The sequence below is a fragment of the Bradyrhizobium sp. 187 genome (assembly GCF_023101005.1).
GTDB lineage: Bacteria > Pseudomonadota > Alphaproteobacteria > Rhizobiales > Xanthobacteraceae > Bradyrhizobium > Bradyrhizobium canariense_D.
Window position 1 is genome coordinate 3,453,413 of sequence record NZ_CP064693.1, and the last position, 18,900, is coordinate 3,472,312.

The 18,900-nt window shown below is 64.3% G+C and carries 22 protein-coding genes and 1 pseudogene; 10 read left to right on the top strand and 13 right to left on the bottom strand.

The window, feature by feature from the left end:
- Positions 1-29: 29 nt before the first annotated feature.
- Both IVB19_RS16375 and IVB19_RS16380 read right to left on the bottom strand, forming a co-directional pair.
- Positions 30-350, bottom strand: a complete 321-nt coding sequence (locus tag IVB19_RS16375) for a PilZ domain-containing protein (protein ID WP_085353016.1) — start codon at positions 348-350, stop codon at positions 30-32.
- Entirely contained in the window at positions 347-1,444 is a 1,098-nt protein-coding gene (locus tag IVB19_RS16380) for a DUF2336 domain-containing protein (RefSeq protein WP_085353018.1), read from the bottom strand. The genes IVB19_RS16375 and IVB19_RS16380 overlap by 4 nt, the downstream gene beginning before the upstream one ends.
- 546 nt (positions 1,445-1,990) lie before the next feature.
- On the opposite strand from IVB19_RS16380, the gene IVB19_RS16385 reads away from it, so the two are divergent.
- On the top strand, positions 1,991-2,686 hold the full coding sequence (locus tag IVB19_RS16385) for an AraC family transcriptional regulator (protein ID WP_247821586.1): 696 nt from the start codon (positions 1,991-1,993) through the stop codon (positions 2,684-2,686).
- 51 nt (positions 2,687-2,737) lie between these two features.
- On the top strand, positions 2,738-3,328 hold the full coding sequence (locus IVB19_RS16390) for an NADPH-dependent FMN reductase (RefSeq protein ID WP_085353019.1): 591 nt from the start codon (positions 2,738-2,740) through the stop codon (positions 3,326-3,328).
- 4 nt (positions 3,329-3,332) lie between these two features.
- On the opposite strand, the gene IVB19_RS16395 is transcribed toward IVB19_RS16390, so the two are convergent.
- Together IVB19_RS16395 and IVB19_RS16400 are read right to left on the bottom strand one after the other, a co-directional pair.
- On the bottom strand, positions 3,333-5,414 hold the full coding sequence (locus IVB19_RS16395; RefSeq protein WP_247821587.1) for a methyl-accepting chemotaxis protein: 2,082 nt from the start codon (positions 5,412-5,414) through the stop codon (positions 3,333-3,335).
- Between the two features lie 87 nt (positions 5,415-5,501).
- Positions 5,502-5,942, bottom strand: a complete 441-nt coding sequence (locus IVB19_RS16400) for a DUF1810 domain-containing protein (RefSeq protein ID WP_247821588.1) — start codon at positions 5,940-5,942, stop codon at positions 5,502-5,504.
- A 212-nt stretch (positions 5,943-6,154) separates the two neighbouring features.
- Between IVB19_RS16400 and IVB19_RS16405 the strand changes: the two genes are divergently transcribed.
- The 3 genes from IVB19_RS16405 (at position 6,155) to IVB19_RS16415 (ending at position 8,688) form a co-directional block, all read left to right on the top strand.
- On the top strand, positions 6,155-7,105 hold the full coding sequence (locus tag IVB19_RS16405) for a DUF2778 domain-containing protein (RefSeq protein ID WP_085354381.1): 951 nt from the start codon (positions 6,155-6,157) through the stop codon (positions 7,103-7,105).
- Between the two features lie 79 nt (positions 7,106-7,184).
- Positions 7,185-7,442 (top strand): hypothetical protein, encoded by a 258-nt coding sequence (locus IVB19_RS16410; RefSeq protein WP_007609546.1) that lies wholly within the window; start codon positions 7,185-7,187, stop codon positions 7,440-7,442.
- A gap of 154 nt (positions 7,443-7,596) precedes the next feature.
- Entirely contained in the window at positions 7,597-8,688 is a 1,092-nt protein-coding gene (locus IVB19_RS16415) for a TRAP transporter substrate-binding protein (protein WP_247370926.1), read from the top strand.
- 155 nt (positions 8,689-8,843) lie between these two features.
- Here the strand turns inward: IVB19_RS16415 and IVB19_RS16420 are convergent, their stop codons facing one another.
- The 6 genes from IVB19_RS16420 to IVB19_RS16445 all read right to left on the bottom strand — a co-directional run bounded on the left by IVB19_RS16420 (position 8,844) and on the right by IVB19_RS16445 (position 14,043).
- Positions 8,844-9,626 (bottom strand): ABC transporter ATP-binding protein, encoded by a 783-nt coding sequence (locus IVB19_RS16420; RefSeq protein WP_027517626.1) that lies wholly within the window; start codon positions 9,624-9,626, stop codon positions 8,844-8,846.
- On the bottom strand, positions 9,614-10,669 hold the full coding sequence (locus IVB19_RS16425) for a dihydrodipicolinate synthase family protein (RefSeq protein ID WP_247370929.1): 1,056 nt from the start codon (positions 10,667-10,669) through the stop codon (positions 9,614-9,616). The genes IVB19_RS16420 and IVB19_RS16425 overlap by 13 nt, the downstream gene beginning before the upstream one ends.
- 6 nt (positions 10,670-10,675) lie before the next feature.
- Positions 10,676-11,497, bottom strand: coding sequence for a GNAT family N-acetyltransferase (locus IVB19_RS16430; protein ID WP_085353566.1), 822 nt, complete (start codon positions 11,495-11,497; stop codon positions 10,676-10,678).
- Complete coding sequence (locus IVB19_RS16435; RefSeq protein WP_247370932.1) at positions 11,484-12,521, bottom strand: NAD-dependent epimerase/dehydratase family protein; 1,038 nt, start codon at positions 12,519-12,521, stop codon at positions 11,484-11,486. The genes IVB19_RS16430 and IVB19_RS16435 overlap by 14 nt, the downstream gene beginning before the upstream one ends.
- A gap of 18 nt (positions 12,522-12,539) precedes the next feature.
- Positions 12,540-13,310: an ABC transporter permease gene (locus IVB19_RS16440; RefSeq protein WP_026232760.1), complete on the bottom strand. Its 771-nt coding sequence runs from the start codon at positions 13,308-13,310 to the stop codon at positions 12,540-12,542.
- A gap of 85 nt (positions 13,311-13,395) precedes the next feature.
- On the bottom strand, positions 13,396-14,043 hold the full coding sequence (locus IVB19_RS16445) for a TetR/AcrR family transcriptional regulator (protein WP_018454547.1): 648 nt from the start codon (positions 14,041-14,043) through the stop codon (positions 13,396-13,398).
- Positions 14,044-14,143: 100 nt separating this feature from the next.
- Between IVB19_RS16445 and IVB19_RS16450 the strand changes: the two genes are divergently transcribed.
- From IVB19_RS16450 to IVB19_RS16470, 5 genes are all read left to right on the top strand, one after another.
- The gene (locus IVB19_RS16450) at positions 14,144-15,160 is read left to right on the top strand and encodes an ABC transporter substrate-binding protein (RefSeq protein ID WP_247368631.1); all 1,017 of its coding nucleotides are present in this window, start codon (positions 14,144-14,146) and stop codon (positions 15,158-15,160) included.
- Positions 15,161-15,432: 272 nt separating this feature from the next.
- Positions 15,433-16,131 (top strand): septum site-determining protein MinC, encoded by a 699-nt coding sequence (gene minC, locus IVB19_RS16455; protein ID WP_247395243.1) that lies wholly within the window; start codon positions 15,433-15,435, stop codon positions 16,129-16,131.
- A gap of 19 nt (positions 16,132-16,150) precedes the next feature.
- Positions 16,151-16,966: a septum site-determining protein MinD gene (gene minD, locus IVB19_RS16460; RefSeq protein WP_007591740.1), complete on the top strand. Its 816-nt coding sequence runs from the start codon at positions 16,151-16,153 to the stop codon at positions 16,964-16,966.
- Positions 16,963-17,244: a cell division topological specificity factor MinE gene (gene minE / locus IVB19_RS16465; RefSeq protein ID WP_007591739.1), complete on the top strand. Its 282-nt coding sequence runs from the start codon at positions 16,963-16,965 to the stop codon at positions 17,242-17,244. The genes minD and minE overlap by 4 nt, the downstream gene beginning before the upstream one ends.
- 176 nt (positions 17,245-17,420) lie before the next feature.
- A complete protein-coding gene (locus tag IVB19_RS16470) occupies positions 17,421-17,606 on the top strand; it encodes a hypothetical protein (RefSeq protein WP_018454544.1) in 186 nt (61 codons plus the stop codon).
- Between the two features lie 13 nt (positions 17,607-17,619).
- Here the strand turns inward: IVB19_RS16470 and IVB19_RS16475 are convergent.
- The 3 genes and pseudogenes from IVB19_RS16475 to IVB19_RS16485 form a co-directional block, all read right to left on the bottom strand.
- Positions 17,620-17,870: pseudogene (locus IVB19_RS16475) on the bottom strand (hypothetical protein).
- Between the two features lie 109 nt (positions 17,871-17,979).
- Complete coding sequence (locus tag IVB19_RS16480) at positions 17,980-18,369, bottom strand: hypothetical protein (RefSeq protein ID WP_247370936.1); 390 nt, start codon at positions 18,367-18,369, stop codon at positions 17,980-17,982.
- A gap of 93 nt (positions 18,370-18,462) precedes the next feature.
- Positions 18,463-18,693: a DUF6894 family protein gene (locus IVB19_RS16485; RefSeq protein WP_007591727.1), complete on the bottom strand. Its 231-nt coding sequence runs from the start codon at positions 18,691-18,693 to the stop codon at positions 18,463-18,465.
- Positions 18,694-18,900: the final 207 nt, after the last annotated feature.

The following is an 18,900-nucleotide window of genomic DNA, read 5'->3' on the forward strand; positions in this document are numbered from 1 at the left end:
AGTTGGATCGGGCTGATGAATCCTTGGGCCTATTTGCTCTGAGCGGCAGCCTGCACAGCGGCTGCCGGTTTCTTCTTGCCGTCTGCGGTGACGAAGTGCACGCCGGCCGTGGTGCCGTCGATCCAGACCAGTTCGCAGCGCCGGTAGGCGAGCCCCGTCGAGGACAGCAGCAGGAAGAATTCCTTGGCCTGGAGCACGTCGAGCGTGCCCTCGACCTCGATCTTTGCACCGCTTTGCGATATGTCGAGCAAAACGCAACTGCGCCGCCAAGTGCCGTCCGAGCCCATTAGATTGACAGGCTGCTTGTGATCCATTTTTACGCGCATCGCTTTGCGACCGTCGAACTTCATCGGCTAACCCCCATCTTCGGGCTGCGATTTCCCGGGTCGCCTGTGCTGGCGTTTGCTACTATTTGCCCCCATCGCACTGTCCATTGGCTGGTGGACAGAAGCAGCGTCTCGAAGATCCGTTGCGCGCGCTCGCGCTCGGAATAGGAGAGCCTTTTTCCGCTGCGGTTGCTCAGGATGGTAAGGGTGGTCTGCCAGTTTAGCCGCGACGCCCGACACGCCATGACCAGCCCCTCGCAATCGTCATCGCTCGCGACATGCTCGATAATTTCGAGCGGCGCCCCTGAAAGCACCGACAGCGCCGTGAATAAATTGGCCGTCTCGCCGCGGATCGCAAAGCGGTTCACCGTGGAATCGTTGAGCTTGCCGATGCGGTTGAGGGCGACGATCTCGGGCCTCGCGCCCGCGTAGTCGGCCCGGCAAGGCCGCTTTGGCGGAGCCGGCTCCGCTTCCGGCACCGGCGCTGCGGCGGACGGGGCGGGTGCCTTCCGGGCTGGTGGGGCGGAGAGCAGCTTGCGCACGACCAGATCGGGCGTGCCGGGCCGGAGCACCAGCGCCTTCGCGATCTCGCCGTCCTGGTCGGCCTTGGCAATTAGCGCTGCATAGGCTGCGTCGGAGAATTTCGTTCCCTGGTTCTTGATCAGGTCAAGGCAGATCGGGCCGCCGTGCTTGATCAGCGCCTCAGTCACCGTCGGCGCGATGTCGCTGCGCGCGGCGATCGCGCGTCGATGCCACTCGCCACGGGAGTCAATGACAGCCTCGAGATCGGCTGCGGAAAGTGCACGCGACTTGAGCAACACAGGACATGCCACGTCCGGACTATCGTGCGAGGCGAGACGCCACAATGTTTCGGGAGGCGCGATGTCAAGTTCCGCGAGCGCCGTGCTGAGCTGAACCAGTGCGCTGGCCTCGACCCGTTCCGTCAATCGCAGCAGAACACCGTCGACCACGTTGACGAGCAATTCCCGGCACTGGCCGCGGCTGCCAGTGAGCAACTGCACCATGCCGGCGAGAATGCGTGCGCAACGGTGCGGTGGGTAGGTTGCGACCACCTCTTCCAATTCAGCAAGAATATCAGCAGGCGAATTTGCCATCATGGCAGGGGCCTGACCTAAAATTAATTTGGACTATCGAACTGCACCTATTCCGCCCGACAGACGTTAATTTGAAGTTTGGATTTTGCTCGTCTAGGTATATCTGCACCGCTGGCCACACGGAAAACGCTATCGAAAATTGGCGAGATTTGATGCGCCGCCTTGTCCTTGGACTTCGACGCTCGCCAACTGGTCGGCATAGTTCGAAGTGATTCTTTCAGACTTAAGGCACACGGAGCGCAGAAGCGGGCCGGCATCGTCGCCGGACGCGTGTGTTGCGACGCGAAGTTCATATTGCCATGAATAGAAGTGATGATCCGCCGACGCTGGCGCCAAAGGTATTTCGCTTCCGACGTCGATGAATTTCGAAACGCCATACGAGGGCTCGACTTCGAGTTCACGCCTTTTGTACGGAGGATTTCGGCCGAGCAGAGTATTCTGTCGCTACCCGGCTGCGACGTGAATTTGACGCGGGCATTTCCGCGGGTCGTCGACGCACAGCTCGTCGAGAATTGTACCGCGATCGGATTCACGATGGACGATTTGGACGTGACCGTTCGATTCAACGGCGCGCGGCGTATACGACCCGTTATCGTCATCGGCAGCGGCGGCGCGGCTTACACCATCATCGAGGAGGTGCAGCGGCAAATCGCCTCGGTGGTGTTCAGGCCGGAGGTGACGGATCGCGGCTGGCCACAAGCAACCCTCTGCTTCAACATCTTCGAAACGACCGCTGCGGGCTTGAGCCGGCTTCGCGGTGTGGTCCGGGAAGTCTTGGAAGCCGCGTCGGAGCCCGTCGCCTCGCCCGACTTGCCGCTGAAGGCGGCCGGCATGAAGGAGACCCTGCTCGGCGCTGCGGACGCAATTTTCGAAAGTATCGTTCCCGCGCGATGGACCCTGCGCCCCAATGACGAGCGCAACTTCAAAGTCTTTCAGGACATCCGCGCGCTGCTTTCCGACGACCTCTCGCTGCCCATCTACAGCGACGAGATCGCGCGCAAACTCGGCTTGTCCGTTCGCACCATGCACGACGTCGCCCGCCGCTATCGTGGAATGAGCCTGCACCGCTACTTGCGCCTGCGGCGGCTGTGGCTGGTGCGTCAGCGGCTGCTCGCGGGTGCCGATAGTGTCAAGGCCGTCGCGCTGGCGTTCGGCTTCTGGCATCTCGGCGACTTCTCCAGAAGCTATCGCGACCAGTTCGGCGAGACACCTTCGCAAACGCTTGAATCCGGACGGCGAACTTAGCGCGTCAAAACGTTGAGGGCCGGCCTGATGATCCGTGCTATACTGCTGCCCATGAGCAATCGCATTCTCGTCCTCTACGGTTCCTACCGTTCCGACCGCATGGGCATACGCCTAGCGAATTTCGTCATCGATCGCCTGCGCGCCCGCGGCGACGACGTCGTGTTTATCGACGCCAAGGCGATCGGCCTGCCGATGCTCGATCGCATGTACAAGGAATACCCCAAGGGCTCCGCACCCGAGGCGCTGGAGAAGCTCGCCGGAGAGATCCGCGGCGCAGATGGTTTCGTCTTCGTCACCGGCGAATACAATTGGGGCATCCAGCCGGGCCTGAAGAATCTCACCGACCACTTCCTCGAGGAGTGGTTCTGGCGCCCAGCCGCGATCGTGAGCTACTCGGCCGGCCGCCTGTCCGGCGCGCGTGCCTCGACCGCCTGGCATGGCACGTTGTCGGAGATGGGCATGGTGGTGGTGTCGAGCACCATCGGCGTCGGCCCGATCGCACAGACGCTGTCGGAAGCGGGTGAACCGATCGGCGAGGGCGGCAAAGCGCTGGAACGCTCGTTCCCGCGCTTCGCCGACGATCTCGCATGGTGGATCGAGGCGGCCAAGGCGCAGCGGGCGCGCAAGGCGCCGCCGTACTAAGCCCTTACGCCGACCTGACCTCACCGAGGAAGCGGTCGAACTGTCCGGCGAGATCGCGTGACTGGGACGAGAGCTGCTCGGCTGCGCCCAGCACCTCCCGCGCGGCCGTACCGGTGTCGTCGGCGGCGCGCTGCACGCCTGAAATGTTGGTGTTGACCTCCTGGGTGCCGCGCGCGGCTTCCTGGACGCTGCGGGCGATCTCCTTGGTCGCCGAGCCCTGTTCCTCGATCGCGGCCGCGATCGCGGTGCCGATCTGGTCGATCTCGCCGATGACGTCGGCGACGTTGCGGATCGCGGTGACGGTCTCGTCGCTCGCGGCCTGGATCGCCGAAATCTGCTCGGAGATTTCGGTGGTGGCCTTGGCGGTCTGGCCCGCCAGCGATTTCACCTCGGCAGCAACTACCGCGAAGCCGCGGCCGGCGTCGCCGGCGCGGGCGGCCTCGATGGTCGCGTTCAACGCCAGCAAATTGGTCTGCTCGGCGATGCTCTGGATCAGCGTGACGACGTCGCCGATCTTCTGCGCGCCCTCGGCCAGCGCACGGGCGGTGTCGCCGGTGCGGCGGGCGTTGTCGACGGCGCGGGCCGCGATCTCGGTGGACTGGGCCACTTGACGGCCGATCTCCGAAATCGAAGAGGTCAGCTCCTCGGTGGCGCTCGCGACCGTCTGCACGTTGCTCGATGTCTGCTGTGAGGCGGCGGCGACGACGGCGGCCTGGCTGTTGGTCTGGGCAGCCGTCGAGGTCATCGACTGCGCCGTGCTTTCCATGGTGGCTGAAGCGCGGGACAAGCCGCCGACGAGCTCGGTGACCTTGGCTTCGAACGCGCGGGTGATCCCGTCGAGCGCCTGTGCGCGGCGCATCTTGCCGTCGTTCTCGGCTTGCTTCTCGGCCGCGAGGCTGTCGGCCCTGATCATGTTGTCCTTGAAGACCCGGACCGCCGCGGCCATGGCACCGATTTCATCGGAGCGCTCGGCGCCGGGAATCTCTTCCGTGACCTCGCCTTCGGCAAGCCGCGACATCCGCGTCGTCAGGTTGACGATCGGGGCGCAGACGCGGCGGCGGACCGTTACGATGAGGCCGGCGCTGGCGATCAGCACGGCGAGGAGTCCCGCGAGTGCGATGGTGAAGCTGGTGTGGGCCGCGGTGGATGCACCGGCGAGAATCTGCTCGGCGTTGTCGTAGAAGGCGTCCCGGACCTCGATGATAGTGCTGAGGCCACGCTGCGTGGCGGTGTAATAGGTGTCCATGTCGTGTTCGTACTTGCCGGTGACCGCACCCTCCTTCACCAGCTTGAGCTCGCGGCCGAACTCTTCGATGTAGATCGCGTTGAATTTCTCCAGCGCGGCGGCGACGTTCGCCGGCGTTGCGGGATTGCCGCGCAACTCCAGCAGCGACATCACGATCTGATCGTTGCGGCCCTGCGAGCGGCTGATCTCGGCCTTCTCGGTGTCGGTCGCCGGCTTTTTGCCTCCGACGAGGTTCTTGTGCAGGCTGGAGTTGAAGCCGCCCACGTCGCGCAATGTCATCGCGATGTTGGCGTAGCTGGCCTGCCGGTAGGCATCGCCGTTGAGGATCGCCATGCGCCGGACCTGCTCGTTGAGTAGCGCCGTCACGCCGGCGTTGAGCACGGCGTTGTCGGCGACGATCTTCTTGGCGGCGTCCTTGCGCGCCTCCGCCGGGCCCGACATCGCCTTGTCGATGGCCTCGCGCAGCGCCGTGAACTTCGAATTGATGGCGTCGATGTTGCCGCCGGTGGTGTTGCCGTCATCGAACGGGCCGGGCAGGTCCTTGCGCAGCGCGTTCATCCTGTCGCGGGCGGCATCGGTCTGCTTGCGCAGCTTGTCCTGCTCGGCAAGCAGCGCCGGGTCGACCGCGGGAGGGCCGTAGAGGATGTTGGTGGAAAAGCCGCGCTCGGGATTGAGGTAGCGCGGGATGTCGCTGACGGCCCGGACGATCGCCAGCCGCCCCTGCGCTTCGGTGATCCGTTCCATCGTCTGGTATTTCGTCACGGCGACGTAGACGGCGAGGCCGCCGCCCACTGTCGAGAGCGAGACGATGGCGGTGGTCAGGAGCGTACCGATTTTCATGATTCTGTCCGGCAACTGGCGCGGGAAATTATTTGCACGGACAATAGGCAGGCGATGTTAATCCCGGGTTTACGCTGGTGGCTGCGGTCACTTGGGCTGTCGCTCAAGGGCCGCGAGGATATCGAGCGTTGCCTGATCGCGCTTGCCCGAAAAATACCGGGCGAGCGCCTCGTCGAAAACGCGCTCGTCGGACACCGCGTCGAACAGCGTCATCGACGAGCGGAATTTGGCATCATCGGGCGCGCCGAGGATGGCGCTGATGGTCCGGCCCTCGACGGCGAGCACGAGCCGCGTGCATTCGATCAGGCGCGGACCGAGGATGGGGTGGGCGAGATAGGCCTGGGCCTCGGCGCGGGAGGTGATGGCGTAGCGCTGGGACATGGCGCTGAAGCCGAGACCGGCGACCTGCGGGAAGACGAACCACATCCAGTGGCTCTGCTTTCGGCCCCGGGTCAGCTCCCCCTGGACGTCGCCATAGACCGGGTCCTGGGCCCGGACAAAGCGCTCTAGATCGAACGGATCGGTCATAAGATACCTTGGGATACCCTGGAATGGCTTGCCGGGGCCCTTGCCGGCCGCGATTATGCCTAACTTTTGGCTCCCAATGTGGTAGCTGGTAGAGAATCTCCGGGTGGGGGTGGGTCCCCTCGGGGGTCGATTTTGGGGATCTGATGGTTTCCGACCGGGCACGAGCCGAGGGGCTATTGTCGCGCCGCCGTATTGGGCGAGCCGAGACCATATTGCTGTCTCTGGCCGCCGTCGCGCTGGCACTGGGCGCTGCCGCCTGGGTCGCGGATATCGGCGGTTCGGCCTCGCTGGTCACCGCCGCACTGCCGCCGGCCAATGCGCCTTCGTTCGATGATCGATTCGCTTCGGCTTCCAGCAGTCCGCCCGCCCGCGAGCTCGGCCTGCGAACGCTGGAGCGCTCCGCGGTCAATGCAGTCCAGCTCAAATTGCGCGATGCCAAGGCGATGCTCGCCCAGAAGCTCCAGGGCGACGACTGGCGCTCGACCCTGACCGATGACGACCGGCATATGTCCGAGGAGACGAGACAATCGCAGCGTGCTGACGCCATCCCGATGCCGCGCTCGCGCCCGCCCCAGGCGGACATCTCCGCCCAGATTGCCTCGAGCCAGGCTTATGCCGAGACCAACCCCCGGGTCGACAACCGCAATTTCTTCGAAAAATTCACCGACAAGATCAGGCTGGCCTCGCTGACGCCCGACAGCGGCCTGTTCGGCAAGGCGCCGGATCTCGCCGCGCTTGGCTACGATTCGCGCACCGCGGTCTACGACATCTCGGCCAAGGCGCTTTACCTGCCGAGCGGCATCGCGCTGGAAGCGCATTCCGGCATGGGCGCGCTGATGGACGACCCGGAGCACGTCGACCAGCGCATGGTTGGCGCGACCCCGCCTGCGACCTACGACCTGAAGCCGCGCGAAAAACTGTTTCACGGCGTCCGCGCACTGCGCTTGACGCCCGCCGAGGGCACCAGCGCGCTCGGCCGCGTCGGCCTGCTCACCCACAATTACATGCTCGGGCCTCGTGGCGACTCCAACGGCTGCGTTTCGATCAAGGACTATGATCGATTCATGAAAGCCTACGACAACGGTGAGTTCAACCGTCTGGTCGTGGTGCCGAGGCTGACCCCATCGGCGACCGCCTCGCAGCGCGCGAGCACCGAGTCCTGATATCTGCTCCGGATATTCGCCTGCTACGGCGGGGCTGCCGTTTTCCTTTCGTTAAGCCGTCATCGTCCAGAAGCAGCCCATGAGTGATCCGCAAAGTTCCGAGACCCCGCTGCGCACGACGTTCAAGATCAAGCTGAACGGCGACACGCTGGCGATCGCGACCGTCGGCCAGGCCTATCAATTCCTCACCAATTTCAAATCGGTCGAGTGGATGGAATTCCGCTCGCTGCATGAAGACGCGGTCGCGGCGCTCGAAGGTGCCGCCGAGAACGCCATGCTCGTGGTGCAGGCGACCAACGCCGTGCGCGCGCTGTTTGTGAGCGCCAAGCTGCTCTGAGAGCGACACGGGAAATTTGGGAAGATTCCCGGATTGCGCTGCGCTCCATCCGGGCTACCGCTCACTAGTTGAACTCCGCTATAGCAACAGGCCATGGTCTGCGAAGATCGCGCTCAAGCCGATACGTTGAAACATAGTTCAGGGAGAGACCATCATGAAACGCCGTACATTCCTCAAGGGCGGCGCGGTTGCCGGCGCGACGACGCTGGTTGCCGCACCTGCGATCGCGCAAAGCGCGCCCGAGATCAAATGGCGCCTGACCTCGAGCTTCCCGAAGTCGCTGGACACTATCTACGGCACCGCTCAGACTTTTGCGAAATATGTTGCCGAGGCCACCGACAACAAATTCCAGATCCAGACCTTCGCGGCCGGCGAGCTCGTTCCCGGCCTGCAGGCGCTCGATGCGGTCAGCACCGCTTCTGTCGACATGGCGCAGACCCCGCTCTATTTCTACATCGGCAAGGAGCCGGCGCTGGCCTATGCCACCGGCGCGCCGTTCGGCATGAACCATCGCCATCAGGAATCCTGGTGGCATTTCGGCGGCGGCGCCGACCTCACCAACGAGGCGCTGAAGCCGTTCAAGGCGCACGCCATCCTCTGCGGCAATTCCGGCACCCAGATGGGCGGCTGGTTCCGCAAGGAGATCAAGACCGTCGACGATCTCAAGGGCCTGAAATTCCGCATCGCCGGCATGGGTGGTCATGTGCTGGCGCGGCTCGGCGTGGTCCCGCAGCAGATCGCGGGCGGCGACATCTATCCGGCGCTGGAGAAGGGCACGATCGACGCAGTCGAATTCGTCGGCCCCTATGACGACGAGAAGCTCGGCTTCCAGAAGGTCGCCAAATATTACTACTTCCCCGGCTGGTGGGAAGGCGGCGCCATGCTGCACATGATCGTCAACGACGAGAAGTGGGCTTCGCTGCCGAAGCAGTACCAGGCGATCGTCAACCAGGCCGCGTCGGCCGCGGGCGCCTGGATGCTCGAGAAATACGACAGCGTGAATCCGGCGGCGCTGAAGCGGCTGATCGCCAATGGCGCGGAGCTGAAGGCGTTTCCGCAGCCGGTGCTGGAGGCTTGCTACACCGCGACCCAGGACCATCTGAACGAGCTCGCCACCAAAAGCGACCTGTTCAAGCGCACCAAGGAAAGCCACGACGCCTATATGAAGGAGCTGCTGTTCTACACGCAGATCGCGGAGAATTTTTACGACAATTATCTGCTCGGCAAGATGCGCAACAAGGCTTGATCGCGCAAACTCCCGTAGGGTGGGCAAAGGCGCACTTGCGCCGTGCCCACCACTGCTTGCTTGACTCGCCATGGTGGGCACGCTTCCGCCTTCGCTCTTCGAGCTACGGCGGACAAGTCGCTTTGCCCACCCTATGGCATCTATCGTGCGCTGAATTAAGCCGCCCCCAGCCCCAGCTTCTCGTAGATCCGGCGCGCATAGGCGCCGAACGCGTCCGTCGTCTTCAGCGGCAGAGCCCGTGGGAAGGGCAGGTCGATGGGGAAATAATCGGCCATCTTCGCAGGTCCCGCCGTCAGCACGGCGCAGTGCGAGGACAGGAACACGGCCTCCTGGATCGAGTGCGTGATGAAGATGATGGTCTTGCCGCTCTCGCGCCAGATCCGCAGCATCTCTAGATTCATCTGCTCGCGCGTCAGCGCGTCCAGCGCGCCGAACGGCTCGTCCATCAGGATCAGTTTCGGGTCGTGAATGAAGGCGCGCGCGATGGCGGTGCGCTGCTGCATGCCGCCGGACAACTCTCGCGGATATTTCTGCTCGTAGCCGGCAAGACCCACCAGATTGAGCAGATCGCGCGCCCGCTCGCGCGCGGCCTTCATCGGAAGACCGACGATCTCTGCCGGCAGCAGCACGTTGTCCAGGATCGTCCGCCATTTCAGCAGCAACGCCTGCTGGAACACCATGCCAATGTCGCGGGTCGGATCGAACGGGCTTTTGGCGTTGCCGATCTTCACCGTGCCGCCGTCGGCGTCGTGCAAGCCGGCCAAAATCTTCATCACGGTGGTCTTGCCGCAGCCGGACGGGCCGACCAGCGAGACCAGCTCACCCTCCTGCACGTCCATGGTGACGTCGGACACCGCCAGGAATTCGGCGCCGCCGCTGCGATAGACCTTGCGGACGCCTTGCAGGCTGATAAAGGGGCTTGAGCTCATGCCAGCCATTTATCCAAGTTTGCGGCCACGAACGCGTCGTCGCTGAGGTCGGAATGCTCGCGGTACACGCGCTCGATCTCGTCCTTCTGGCCGGGGCTCAGGCCCTCGTTCGGATCGAGGCACCACAGGCCCTGCATCAGGCCCTGCCGTCGCAGCACCTCATGGCAGCCGGCGATGCAGCCGTGAAAATCGTTGGCGACGTCGAAGAATGCGCTGTTGCAATCGGTGACGCGGGCATCGAGCGCGAGCAAATCGGCCGGCACGCTGTCCTTGTGCCGTGCCGCTTTGCAGCGCTCGAACTGTTTGATCGCGCTCGCCGTCCACACCGACCAGTGGCCGAGCAGGCCGCCTTTGAAATAAGTGCGCGTGGTGATTCCGTTATCGCGGAGGTCGAACGGCAGCATCAGGTCGAGCAGGATGTGGTCGTCATTGCCGGTATAGAGCGCAACGCGGTCGAGCGCGCCGGCTGCCGCGACGCCGCGCAAAACATCAAGGGTCCGGTAGCGGTTGAACGGCGCGATCTTGATCGCGATGACATTGTCGATCGAGGCAAAGCGCTGCCAGAACCGGCTCGACAGGACCACGCCGCCGACCGTCGGCTGAAGATAGAAGCCGACCAGCGGAATTTCGGCTGCGACCGCTGCGCAATGCGCGATGATCTCGTCCTCCGACGCCCTCTTCATCGCAGCGAGACTGAGGAGCCCTGCGTGATAGCCGATGTCGCGCGCGGTGCGGGCTTCAGCGGTGGCCTGCCTAGTCGGACCGGCGAGGCCCGCGACCAGCGCCAGCGGACGCTTGGTCCAGTTCGCCGCCGTCTCGGCGGCGAGCTCCAGCACGGGACGATAGAGGCCGACGTCACGGATCGCGAACTGCGTGGTGTGCACGCCGACCGCAAGGCCGCCGGAGCCGGCTTCGATGTAATAGCGCGTCAGCGCGCGCTGATGCTTTTTGTCGAGCTGGCGTTCGGCGGTGAGCGCGAGGGGATGCGCCGGCAGCACGGTGCCGTCGGCGATCAGCTTGCGGATCTCGCTGTTGATCTGGCTGTGGTGCATGATGTCCTATCCGAATTCAGGGCCGGCGACGGCGAATGGCATGTCTTCACCCGCGGTCTTAGCGGGGCCGAACCGCATGCGCTGGAACGGGCGCTCGATGATCCAGCCGGATGCGGTCAATCCTTCAGGGAACGCGGCTTGCGACGCGACGGCATCGAGCAGCAGCGGTCCGGTCTCCGATCGCGCGATGGCATCGACCAGGGTCAGCGCGGCTGCCGCGTCGTCGGCAAGCAGCGGGCCGATATGGCGGGCGGTACGTCCGTCGCGAACCAGCGCGATGGCGCCGTTCGCGGAGACGATGCGCGAGCCGGAACGCTGCGCGAAGTTGGAGAGCAGGGCGGTTCGATCGAGGCCCGTGGCGCGCCGGTCGCGCGCGCGGAGCGCGTCGAGTGTCGCGGACGAAGGTGCCTGCCCGGACGCGGATGCCGATTTCACCAGCTTGAGCCGGCGCAATTGCAGGGTCGGCGTGAACCCGAGCGGCCCATAGACGGCAGCACCGTCCGGGGTTGCGTCGAGCCAGCTCGTCAGGCCGCGTTCGCGCGCCATCGCCAGGCAGGCGTCGACGAGCCGCGTGGCGAGACCGCGTCGGCGATGGCTTGCCGTCACCAGCACCATGCTGATCCAGGCGTTGTCGCCGGGGTAGGGCAGGAGTGCTGCGGTCGCGACCAGTTGCGCGCCATCACGGATGCCGAACGCGACGCCGTCGCTTAGGAAAAACCGCCAGTCGTCTTCATTCTGGTTCCAGTGCGCCTCTGTCGAGAGCGCGAGGCCCGCCGCAGCATCCTCGACGCCAAGCCGGATGATGCGCGGATCGTCAGTAGCGTCCATCGCGCACCTCGTATTTGGTGGGCTTGCCGAGGCTCGGCATGGCGCGCGACACCCAATCCGCCGTCCAGGCGATCAGCTGCTCGGTGTCGACGACCGGCAGGCCGAAAAGCTCGACTGCCTTGGACGTGTCGGTCAGCCACGCGGTCGGCTCTTCGTTTCCTGTCAGCACCGGCATACGGCCGAACCTGGCGCCGAATCTTGCTGCGAGGTCGCGCACCGCCAAAATCTCGTGGCCGCTGACATTGATCGGCGAGGTCGGCGCTGTGCAATGCGCGAGGCAGCGCAGCGCCTGCGATGAGGCATCGCCCTGCCAGATGAAATTGACATGACCGATGCTGAGGTCGATCGGCGTGCCCGTGAGCACTTTCAAGGCGATGTCGTGCAGCACGCCATAGCGCATGTCGATCGCGTAGTTGAGGCGGAATAGCCGCCCGGGCGTTCCGAACTTGCGCGAAAAATACTCGAACATGCGCTCGCGGCCCACGCAGGACTGGGCGTACTCGCCGGGCGGGTTCGGCGCCATGTCCTCGCCCGATCCTTTGCCGTCGACGGGGACGAACGGATAGATGCAGCCGGTCGAGAACGCCACGATCCGCGACGAGGGGAAGGCCTGCGCGATCAGTGCCGGCACGTGCGCATTCATCGCCCAGGTCAGCGAGAGATCGCCCTCAGCGCCGAATTTGCGGCCGGCCATGAAGACAATGTTGGGCGCCTTCGGCAGCGCCTGGATCGCGGTCTCGTCCATTAGGTCGCAATTGATAGTCTCGACGCCACGCGCGTGCAGCCAGTCCTTGACGCCGGCGTCGCTGAAGCGGGCGACGCCGATGACACGGCGATCGGGCGCTGCGGCCTTGGCAAGCCCCGCCAGCGTCGGCCCCATCTTGCCGGCGACGCCGAGGATCATGATGTCGCCGTCGACCCGGGCGAGGTCGTCGATCAATGCCTGGGTCGGCCGGCACAGGAGATCGTCGAGCGCAGCGATATCAGGGATGGTCTTCGGCAGGTTCTGGCGGGTGAGGAGCATGGTTGTGGTCCTTGATCTTCAAGTTTGTCTTGCGTCGCCGACGACGAAGATGCGTTCGAGGACGAGCACGAAGCCGTAAAGCGCGACGCCGAGCAGGGTGAGCAGCACGACGGCCATCACCATCGCGGGCGTGTCGAGCGACGACTGCACCTGGATCATGAGGTAGCCGAGCCCGCGCTCGGAGGCGATGAACTCGCCGACTATGGCGCCGGCGACCGCGAGGATGGCGCCGACCTTCATCCCGGAGAAGATGTAAGGCAGCGATCCCGGCAGCTGGATCTTGCGGAACAGCGTCCAGCGCGAGCCGCGCAGCGATTTGACGAGGTCGAGCAGATCCGGCTCGACCTCGCGCAAGCCCCGCGCGGTGGTGAGCAGGATCGGGAAGAAGCAGATGCTGAAGGCGATCAGGATGTTCGGCACGATGCCGTAGGAGAACCAGACGATGAGGAGCGGACCGAGCGCGACCTTCGGGATCATGTTCAGCGTCACGAACAGCGGCAGCAGCACGAGGCTGATCAGCGGCGCCCAGCTGAAGATGACGGCCAGCGTCACGCCGACGAAGGCGCCGAGCGCAAAGCCGCCGAGGATCTCGATCGCCGTCACCAGCGTGTTGGCGCCCCAGGCGTAGCTCGCGGTTCCTAGCGTCTGGATTGTCGCGAGCGGCGACGGCAGGATGAACTTCGGGACGTGGAAGGCATCGACCAGCACCTGCCAGAGCACCAGCACGGCGAAGTGCACGATTAGGACGATCGCAAAGCTGCGCGTATTGCGGGCGCCGTCTCCTGTCACCGGTTACTCCCTGTTGTCAGCGGCCACCTTGCCGCTGGTCGCAAGCCTAGCCGTCCCGGAGGGGAAGTTTCAACCAGTTGGTTGATTATGGCCGGAGCGAATGCAGCACGAGATCGGCGACGTGCCGGCGGCGGGCGCGGCGCGCGGCCCGGCTCGACAGGTCCTTGCCGAAGATCGCCGACAGCGTCGGCGTGTTGGAGAGATAGAAATAGCTGAGGCCCGCGATGGAGATATAGAGCTGGATCGGGTCGATCCCCTTGCGGAACATGCCGGCGCGGACGCCTTCGTGAAGGATGTGGGACACGCTCTTCACCAGCGGCGAATGCATCGCCTCCAGCCGCGTCGAGCCGCGGACGTGGCGGGCACCGCCGCGGTTCTCGTCGTTCAGAAGCACGATGAAATCGGGGTTCGTCGCGAGGTAATCGAACGAGGCCTCGATCAGTTTCCGGATCGCCTTTCCCGGCGGCAGGCCTTCGAGATTGAGCTGACGTTCCTGCTCGCGGATATCGGCGTAAACCCATTCGAGCACGGCGAGATAGAGCGCGTCCTTGTCGCCGAAATAATGGTAGACGAGCTGCTTGTTGACACCGGCGCGCTCTGCGATCTCGTCGACGCGGGCGCCGGCAAAGCCGTGCCGGGCGAACTCCTCGCGCGCCGCGGTGAGCAGCTTCTTGCGTGTGGCGACCGGGTCGCGCCGCTGCGGCACGGTGTCGCCTGAACGTTTTGCGGGCATTTCCAACCAAACAGTTGACAAGTTGAGGGCGGCCTTGTTGCATTGGTATCCTCACGGGGGGAGAGCGACAAGCCGGTCGCGGGCAACGAGGAGAGATGCGATGAAGCGTTTGCAGGCGGCGGGCTCGGCCCTGGCTGTGGCCCTGATGCTCGGATCACCAGTCGTGCCCGCGAACGCGGGCGAGGCGGTCAATCTGATCCTGAACTGGGCGCCGACGGCCGATCACTCGCCCTATTATTACGCCAAGGCGCAAGGCTGGTACGAGAAAGCGGGCATCGATCTGACCATCGAGGTCGGCAAGGGCTCCGGCGTCTCCGCCGCCAAGGTCGGCTCCGGCGGCTCGCCCTTCGGCGTCGCCGATCTCGCCACCATGCTGGTGGCGAAGAGCAAGGGGGCTGACGCTGTTGCCGTGATGAGCGTCTACGCCAACACCGGCCAGACCTTCTACTGGTTGAAGAGCTACGGCGTGAACGGGGTGAAGGATTTTGCCGGCCACAAGATCGGCAATCCGCCCGGGGACGCCTCGCGTGTGATGTGGCCGGCCTTCGCCAAGGCTGCAGGGCTTGCGCCCGACTCCGTCGGCTTCGTCAATGTCGGGCCGACGGCGAAGATCGCCGCGCTCAAGAGCCATACGGTCGACATCATCAGCGACTTCTACAACGAGCACGATTTGAAGGTGATCGAGTTCGGAAGCGATCTCGGCTACGTCAATTGGAAGGACATCGGGCTCAATCCTTACGGCAATTCGCTGATCGTCAACGGTGGCTATTTGCAGAAGAACCCGAAGCTGGTCGAGGAGTTCGTGCGGGTCACGCAAAAGGCCTTCGCGACTTGCGTCGCCGACGCCGCGCCCTGCCTGAAGGCGCTGCTCGATCAGGTCTCCGGTCTCGACAAGGAGAACCAGGAGCGCCAGTGGGAGCGCATCAAGTTCCTGATGACGGACGAATTCACGACGACGAAGGCACTCGGCTGGATCGACGGCGAGCGGATGAAGAAGGACTACGATCTGGTCCAGACCTATCTCGGCATGGAGAAGCCGTTCGACGTCACGACGGCGTTCACGACCAAGATGCTGGACCCCGCCATCAAGATGGATGCGAGCAAGGTGAAGAAGTAGGGGGCTGGTCGCCGCGCCGGCCCCACATTCCGCTCTCATGCCCCGGCTTGACCGGGGCATCCAGTACGCCGCAGCCTTTCGGCTGACCCGCAACCGTCTCGGAGTACTGGATCGCCCGCCTTCGCGGGCGATGACCGTTGTGCGGGGCGAGAGCGCCTGCTCAACGCCCTTGGTGCGCTTCCATGCCACGTAACCCACGGAGAAATTAACCGGCCATTAACCATATCGGCGGCATCGTTAACCATTCAATAACAGGGAACGAGTCGGCCGCTATGGAGGCTGCAGTAAAACCTCAACGCCAAATGGTTCGCCTGCGCGGGCGCTCCTATGTGGCCTTCGTCTTCGTGCCGACGGTTCCCATCCAGGACTGGCTGCAGGAGATCGACACCACCATCGCGCGCTCGCCGGGCTTCTTCGCCGGCCGCCCCGTGGTGATCGACCTGTCCTCGGTCGATCTCAGCCAGTCCGGCATCGGCCATCTGCTCACCAGCCTTCAGGACCGCAACATCCGCGTGCTCGGGATCGAGGGCGTGGAGGAGGGCCGGTTGACCCCCATGATGCCGCCGCTGCTTTCGGGCGGGCGCAGCTGCGTGGTCGAGCCGAGTGCGCCCAAGAAGGTCGAGGCAAAGGTCGAGACCAGGCCGACCTCGCTGCTGCTCGAGACCCCCGTGCGGTCGGGCCAGACCGTGATCTTCCCCGAAGGCGACGTCACCATTTTGGGTTCGGTCGGCTCCGGCGCCGAGGTCGTCGCCGGCGGCTCCATTCACATCTACGGCGCGCTGCGCGGCCGCGCCATGGCGGGCGTGAACGGTCACACGAGCGCGCGCATCTATTGTCAGAAGATCGAGGCCGAACTGCTTGCAATCGATGGTTTTTACCAGACCGCCGACGATATCGACGCGGCCCTGCGCGGCAAGCCGGCCCAGGCCTGGCTGCAGGGCAACACCATGCGAATTACTGCGCTGAACTGACCAGAAGGAGATTTGAGAGATGGCCAAGGTACTGGTCGTGACGTCAGGCAAGGGGGGCGTCGGAAAGACCACGACGACCGCCGCACTGGGGGCTGCGCTCGCGCAGCGCGGCGAAAAGGTCGTCGTCGTCGATTTCGACGTCGGCTTGCGCAACCTCGACCTCGTGATGGGCGCCGAACGTCGCGTCGTGTTCGACCTCATCAACGTGGTGCAGGGCGTCGCAAAGCTGCCGCAGGCCCTGATCAAGGACAAGCGGCTGGAGAACCTCTGGCTGCTGCCGGCCTCGCAAACCCGCGACAAGGACGCGCTGACCGAAGAGGGCGTGGGCAAGGTCATCGACGATCTGCGCAGCCGTTTCGACTGGGTGATCTGCGACAGTCCGGCCGGCATCGAGCGCGGCGCCTCCATGGCGATGCGCTTTGCCGACGAAGCCGTGATCGTCACCAATCCCGAAGTCTCCTCGGTGCGCGATTCCGATCGCATCATCGGCATGCTCGATTCCAAGACGGTGCGGGCCGAGAAGGGCGAGCGGGTCGAGAAGCACATTCTCATCACCCGCTATGATCCCTCGCGCGCCGCGCGCGGCGAGATGCTGACCATCGAGGACATCCTCGAAATTCTTGCAACACCTTTGCTCGGCATCATCCCGGAGAGCCAGGACGTGCTGCGCGCCTCCAACGTCGGCACGCCCGTGACGCTGTCGAACGCGGAAGGCGCCCCGGCGCGGGCCTATATCGATGCGGCGCGGCGGCTGTGCGGCGACACCGTGCCCATGCAGGTGCCGACCGAGCGCAAGGGCTTCATGGACCGCCTGCTGCGACGGAGGGCCGCATGAGCATGGGTCTGCTTCGGCTTCTCCGCGGCAACAAGGCCTCTGCACCCGTCGCGCGCGAACGGTTGCAGATCCTGCTTGCCCATGAACGCGGACTGCGCGGCCAGCCCGATCTGCTCGGTGTGCTGCGTGAGGAAATTCTCGCGGTCGTCTCCAGGCACGTCACGCTGGACCCGACCAAGGTCATTGTCCGGCTCGATCGCGGCGACGAGGTCTCGACCCTCGAGGTCGATATCGAGGTGCCCAACGATTTCGAGCGCAAGCGCGCGGCGGCCGGCTAGGGACCTCGGCCGCGACGCTTCAAATTTGGGGTGGGTGAAAAGGCGGTCCGCTGGGCATAGCGGGCCGCCTTTTGCTTGCTGACGTGAACGCTACGGAACGAGGTCCGGGGCTCAATCGTTGTGAACAACCCGCGGCGGCGCGATGCACCGCGGTTTCGTCAAACGGGAGAACGCCCATGATGACCGAGGTCCAGGTCCACACCGTCGCGCGCCAGATGCTGGAACAGCATGGTTTTGCTGCGATCGCGAAGGCCGCCGAACAGGCCAGGGCTTGTGAGGGCCGCGGCGAGGCCGACGAGGCCAAAGAGTGGCGTCACATCGCGGACGCGATGAAGATCATCCGCGGTCCGCACCAGAGCTGACACTCCCCCGCGTTCAACGCTCCCCGCGGTCAGCGCCCTGCGGCGAGGTCGATTCTGTGTCTGCGGCTGGGAGCGCTCGCCCGTCTCCTTGCAGGGGAGCGGCTCCCACGAGCCATCCGGCGCCTGCTGATAAGCGCTACACGACGAAGACGAGGTCGATTTGTCCTCGCCCTTCTGGGCATTGGAATTCTTCGCCAGCACGGGCGCAGTCAGCATCGGTGCGACGGCAAACGCGACCGCGAGAAGGACATGGTTGATCCGCATGGGGCTCCCCTGTTCGAGTTCGAAAAGAGCCGCATGCTGGCGAGAAATGTGACGATTATTGGCCGAAGCAAAAATTCCGGCGCGGCGTGCTTAACGCCGCGCGATCACGCTAGCCGCCCTTGCTGCGGATCAGGCCGGCGAGGTTGGTCTTCTGGGCCTCGCACCAGCCGTGCATGCCGAGGCGGCGTTGGTTGAGGTCGGTCGCCTGGGTGGCCACCGCGACCTCGGCCATCAGATCGTCGTCCTGCTTCTCGCCCATCTTGCCACCCGTGTGCATCCAGGCGATCGCCTTGCGGACCTTCTCGGTGGTGCCTTCGGGCAACTGCATCTGCTCCGCCTTCTGCACCAGATCCTGGTAGGCGATATCGGTGCCCGGACATTCGACCTTGGCGGCGAAGGCCTGCAAGACCAACGTGACATAGGTCGAACGTGGATGGTCGGCCGCTTGGGCGGGCGCGGCCAGCAGCAACAGGGCCGTCATCAGAAAACCAGTGCGCATCCTTGGTACCTCCCCGAATTTTCGGGAAGGCTAGCGGCTGCCGCGCCGCTCCGCAATGGGGATCAGCGTGCGCCCGCGAAGCCGGCCGGCGGGTTAGCGCCGCCAGGCCGGCACCGGATCGAGCGGCGTGCGATAGACCTCTTTGTGATCGCGGTCGGTGACGCGCACAGCGCAACCCTTGCTTTGCAGCTCGGGCTTCACCTGCGACAGCTCGGTGGCCAGTTGAACGGCGCGATCGGAGGCGACCTCGATGTCTTCGAGGATGATACCGCCCTGGTTCTTGAACTCTTCACCAACCACGAGATCGAAGGAATAGTAGGGCATCCGAATTCCCCGGTGTGACGAATTGAGCTTCGGGTGGACGTTTCAACACATGACCGATGGTACCACTGAGTCGATGTTTATCGAATGAACGGCGCGCGCAATCTCTGTGCTTATGGCGCAGAAATGATGTGCAGCATTCAAGCGTGTTAAGATTTTATTAAATATGTCGGCGTGATCATGAGGCATGGAATTGCAGCAGAACCGGGC

What these genes read in the sequence shown, in the direction of transcription:
- IVB19_RS16375 (WP_085353016.1), bottom strand. Translation starts at nt 350, where the DNA reads ATGAAGTTCGACGGTCGCAAAGCGATGCGCGTAAAAATGGATCACAAG.
- IVB19_RS16380 (WP_085353018.1), bottom strand. Translation starts at nt 1,444, where the DNA reads ATGATGGCAAATTCGCCTGCTGATATTCTTGCTGAATTGGAAGAGGTG.
- IVB19_RS16390 (WP_085353019.1), top strand. Translation starts at nt 2,738, where the DNA reads ATGAGCAATCGCATTCTCGTCCTCTACGGTTCCTACCGTTCCGACCGC.
- IVB19_RS16395 (WP_247821587.1), bottom strand. Translation starts at nt 5,414, where the DNA reads ATGAAAATCGGTACGCTCCTGACCACCGCCATCGTCTCGCTCTCGACA.
- IVB19_RS16400 (WP_247821588.1), bottom strand. Translation starts at nt 5,942, where the DNA reads ATGACCGATCCGTTCGATCTAGAGCGCTTTGTCCGGGCCCAGGACCCG.
- IVB19_RS16410 (WP_007609546.1), top strand. Translation starts at nt 7,185, where the DNA reads ATGAGTGATCCGCAAAGTTCCGAGACCCCGCTGCGCACGACGTTCAAG.
- IVB19_RS16415 (WP_247370926.1), top strand. Translation starts at nt 7,597, where the DNA reads ATGAAACGCCGTACATTCCTCAAGGGCGGCGCGGTTGCCGGCGCGACG.
- IVB19_RS16420 (WP_027517626.1), bottom strand. Translation starts at nt 9,626, where the DNA reads ATGGCTGGCATGAGCTCAAGCCCCTTTATCAGCCTGCAAGGCGTCCGC.
- IVB19_RS16425 (WP_247370929.1), bottom strand. Translation starts at nt 10,669, where the DNA reads ATGCACCACAGCCAGATCAACAGCGAGATCCGCAAGCTGATCGCCGAC.
- IVB19_RS16430 (WP_085353566.1), bottom strand. Translation starts at nt 11,497, where the DNA reads ATGGACGCTACTGACGATCCGCGCATCATCCGGCTTGGCGTCGAGGAT.
- IVB19_RS16435 (WP_247370932.1), bottom strand. Translation starts at nt 12,521, where the DNA reads ATGCTCCTCACCCGCCAGAACCTGCCGAAGACCATCCCTGATATCGCT.
- IVB19_RS16445 (WP_018454547.1), bottom strand. Translation starts at nt 14,043, where the DNA reads ATGCCCGCAAAACGTTCAGGCGACACCGTGCCGCAGCGGCGCGACCCG.
- IVB19_RS16450 (WP_247368631.1), top strand. Translation starts at nt 14,144, where the DNA reads ATGAAGCGTTTGCAGGCGGCGGGCTCGGCCCTGGCTGTGGCCCTGATG.
- minC (WP_247395243.1), top strand. Translation starts at nt 15,433, where the DNA reads ATGGAGGCTGCAGTAAAACCTCAACGCCAAATGGTTCGCCTGCGCGGG.
- minD (WP_007591740.1), top strand. Translation starts at nt 16,151, where the DNA reads ATGGCCAAGGTACTGGTCGTGACGTCAGGCAAGGGGGGCGTCGGAAAG.
- minE (WP_007591739.1), top strand. Translation starts at nt 16,963, where the DNA reads ATGAGCATGGGTCTGCTTCGGCTTCTCCGCGGCAACAAGGCCTCTGCA.
- IVB19_RS16470 (WP_018454544.1), top strand. Translation starts at nt 17,421, where the DNA reads ATGATGACCGAGGTCCAGGTCCACACCGTCGCGCGCCAGATGCTGGAA.
- IVB19_RS16480 (WP_247370936.1), bottom strand. Translation starts at nt 18,369, where the DNA reads ATGCGCACTGGTTTTCTGATGACGGCCCTGTTGCTGCTGGCCGCGCCC.
- IVB19_RS16485 (WP_007591727.1), bottom strand. Translation starts at nt 18,693, where the DNA reads ATGCCCTACTATTCCTTCGATCTCGTGGTTGGTGAAGAGTTCAAGAAC.